The 2,913-nt window shown below is 70.2% G+C and carries 3 protein-coding genes and 1 pseudogene; 2 read left to right on the top strand and 2 right to left on the bottom strand.

The features are described from left to right. Positions 1 to 438 (top strand): hypothetical protein (locus A5736_RS26365; RefSeq protein ID WP_175611267.1); only part of this gene is annotated, 438 nt, incomplete at its 5' end. 47 nt (positions 439 to 485) lie between these two features. Further along, positions 486 to 1,493, top strand: a complete 1,008-nt coding sequence (locus A5736_RS13725; RefSeq protein ID WP_076246795.1) for a VWA domain-containing protein — start codon at positions 486 to 488, stop codon at positions 1,491 to 1,493. A 4-nt stretch (positions 1,494 to 1,497) separates the two neighbouring features. Here the strand turns inward: A5736_RS13725 and A5736_RS13720 are convergent, their stop codons facing one another. Continuing rightward, positions 1,498 to 2,481, bottom strand: coding sequence for a VWA domain-containing protein (locus A5736_RS13720; RefSeq protein ID WP_076246793.1), 984 nt, complete (start codon positions 2,479 to 2,481; stop codon positions 1,498 to 1,500). Between the two features lie 66 nt (positions 2,482 to 2,547). After that, positions 2,548 to 2,913, bottom strand: a pseudogene (locus A5736_RS13715) (primosomal protein); the annotation flags it as partial.

The following is a 2,913-nucleotide window of genomic DNA, read 5'->3' as shown; positions in this document are numbered from 1 at the left end:
CAGCTGGACGCCGCAACGGCCGGGCCTCCGACATGGAAACTGGTCGGTTTCCTCGGCCTCGCGGTCTTCGTGACCGCCGGGGTCGCGCTGACGCTCTACGGCGCGATGCTCGCCTACCAATACCGCAGCGGCACCGCGACCACGGCGACGATCGACCACTGCGTCATGGCCATCGAGGTGGACGGCCGCCCCGGGCCCGAAAAGTGTTACGTCAAATGGAGCGTCGGCGGAGCGGCGCAGACCGGCCGGCTCCTCGGCAAGATCGACGGAAGCCATGCGACCGGGGCGCAACTTGACGTGCGCGTCCGTGGCGACCGGGCCTACACGAAGAGCTACGCGAACCCGAACAGCTACCTGCTGATGGCGGGCGGCGTGGTCGCCGTCGTCACGGGCCTGGCGCTGCGGTGGTTCGCCCGGCGCCGATACCGCCCGCGGTAGCGCCGCGCCCGTGCACGGTCGACGTTCGCCGCATAGTGTGGCTGGACATGAAGTTGCCCCTGCTGGGCCCCGTGTCGCTCACCGGCTTCCAGAACGCCTGGTTCTTCCTGTTCCTGCTGGCGGTGCTGCTGATCATCGGCGTCTACGTGGCGGCGCAGTTCGCCCGGCGCCGGCGGGTGCTGCGGTTCGCCAACATGGAGGTCCTCGAGCGGGTCGCCCCGGTTCGGTCCGGGCGGTGGCGGCACGTGCCGACGATCCTGCTCGCCGCCTCGCTGGTGCTGCTCACCACCGCCATGGCCGGGCCGACGTCCGACATCCGGATCCCGCTCAACCGCGCCGTGGTGATGCTGGTGATCGACGTCTCGGAATCCATGGCGGCCACCGATGTCCCCCCGAACCGCCTGGCCGCCGCGCAGGAGGCCGGCAAGAAGTTCGCCGACGAGCTGACGCCGGCCATCAACCTGGGGCTGGTCGAGTTCGCCGCGAACGCCTCGCTGCTGGTGGCCCCGACGACCAATCGCGGGGCCGTGAAGGCGGCGATCGACGGGCTGAAGCCGGCACCGAAAACGGCGACGGGTGAGGGGATTTTCACCGCGCTGCAGGCGATCGCGACGGTCGGGTCGGTGATGGGCGGGGGCGAGGGCCCGCCGCCCGCGCGGATCGTGCTGGAATCCGACGGCGCCGAGAACGTGCCGCTGGACCCCAACGGCCCGCAGGGCGCGTTCACCGCCGCCCGGGCCGCCAAGGCCGAAGAGGTGCAGATCTCGACGATCTCGTTCGGCACGCCCTACGGCACCGTCGAGTACGAGGGGCAGAACATCCCGGTCCCGGTCGACGACCAGACGCTGCAGGAAATCACCAAGATCACCGACGGCCAGGCGTTCCACGCCGACAGCCTGGAATCGCTCGAGGGCGTCTATTCGACGCTGCAACGCCAGATCGGCTACGAGACCGTGAAGGGTGACGCCAGCCTGGCCTGGATGCTGCTGGGGGCGGTGATTTTGGCCGGCGCCATCCTGGCCGGCCTGGTGCTCAACAGCAGGCTGCCCGCCTGAGCGATCAGGTCGGCAGGCGCCGGTTGATCAGCAGGGCCAGCGCCGTGGCGATCAGCGCGGTGATGACGCCCAGGCGCAGCCAGCCGGCGCTGCCGGGGCCGGGCACGGTGCGGTACCCGATGTCGTTCTCGATGGCGTTGTAGCTCTTGTTGAGTTCCTCGATGTTGGTGGCGGTGTAGGACTGCCCGCCGGACAGCCGCGCGATGGTCTTCATCTGATCTGTCGAAACGGGGACGGCGACCCGCTGCCCGTTCATCTCGATCTCGCCGCCCTTGGTGCCGAACGAGATCGTCGCAATCGGCACGCCCTGATCCTTGGCCAGGCGCGCCGCGGTGTAGGCGCCGTCGTGCGGGTCGCTGGGGTTGGTCGGCTTGTTCTCGCCCCCGTCGGAGAGCAGCACGATGCGGGCCGGCGGCGGGGTGTCCCCGCCCGCGACGGCCGCGGCCCCCACCGCGTGCAGCGCGGTGAAGATCGCCTGGCCGGTCGCTGTCCCGTCGGCGAACTCCAGCTTCTTCAGCGCCTCCAGGGTCGCCTGGTGCTGCGGCGTCGGGGGCACCAGCAGGTAGGGCGTCCCGGCGAAGCCGACCAGCCCGAGGTTGATGCCCGGCGTCAGCTGGCTGGCGAACTGGCTGGCCGCCTGCTCGGCCGCCTTGAGCCGGTTGGGCTCGACGTCGGTCGCCCGCATGGAGTTCGACATGTCGATGACCAGCACTACGCAGGCGCGGTTGCGCGGGATGCGCATGTCATGCGTGGGGGTGGAGAGCGCAAGCGTCAACAGCACCAGGGACAGCAGCGCAACGGCGATCGGGACGTGCCGCCACCACGACTGCGGCACCGGGGCGTCGGTGTAGCGGTGCAGGCGTCGCCGGCGCCGGGCCTGCACTACGACGTAGACGCCGAGCAGGGCCAGCGGGATCAGGCCGAACAGCAGCATGCCCGGACGTTGGAATCCGTACAGGGGCAGCGGGCCGATGCCGGGGAGCGACACCTGCGCCAGTAAAGAGCAGTCTTGATGGCCCGTCAAACGCGGCGCTACCGGCGCCCTGTTCTCGCCCTACTCGCGCCTGAGCCGCCCGTCGACGAACTGCTCCAATTTCTCCCACTCGCGCACCGCCGCGGCGTACGGGGGGTTCGGCTTGGCGACCGAGTCCGGCTCGAGGACGTGGCCCACCAGCTTGCCCAGCGGACGCCCGGTGTCGAGCGCCTTGTCGACGGTGCTCTCTTCCGAGTAGTCGCCGATGTCGCGGAGCAGCTCGACGGCCAGGTCGAGTTGGTCGCGATCCACGGCGTCCGGCCCGTCGGCGAAGTCGTCGGCCAGCCCACTGAGCACGTAGATGTTGTCGTCGGTGACGTCGATCGACAGCGAGCCGTCCGTGGCGGCGGTGCGGATGTCGTCGTAGGTGCTCAGGTCGGCCAGGTC

It is taken from the genome of Mycobacterium sp. SP-6446 (assembly GCF_001954045.1).
In the GTDB taxonomy this organism is placed as follows: Bacteria; Actinomycetota; Actinomycetes; order Mycobacteriales; family Mycobacteriaceae; genus Mycobacterium.
Note: the sequence above shows the minus strand (reverse complement) of the source record. Positions and strands in the feature narration are given on the sequence as shown.

What these genes read in the sequence shown, in the direction of transcription:
- A5736_RS13725 (WP_076246795.1), top strand. Translation starts at nt 486, where the DNA reads ATGAAGTTGCCCCTGCTGGGCCCCGTGTCGCTCACCGGCTTCCAGAAC.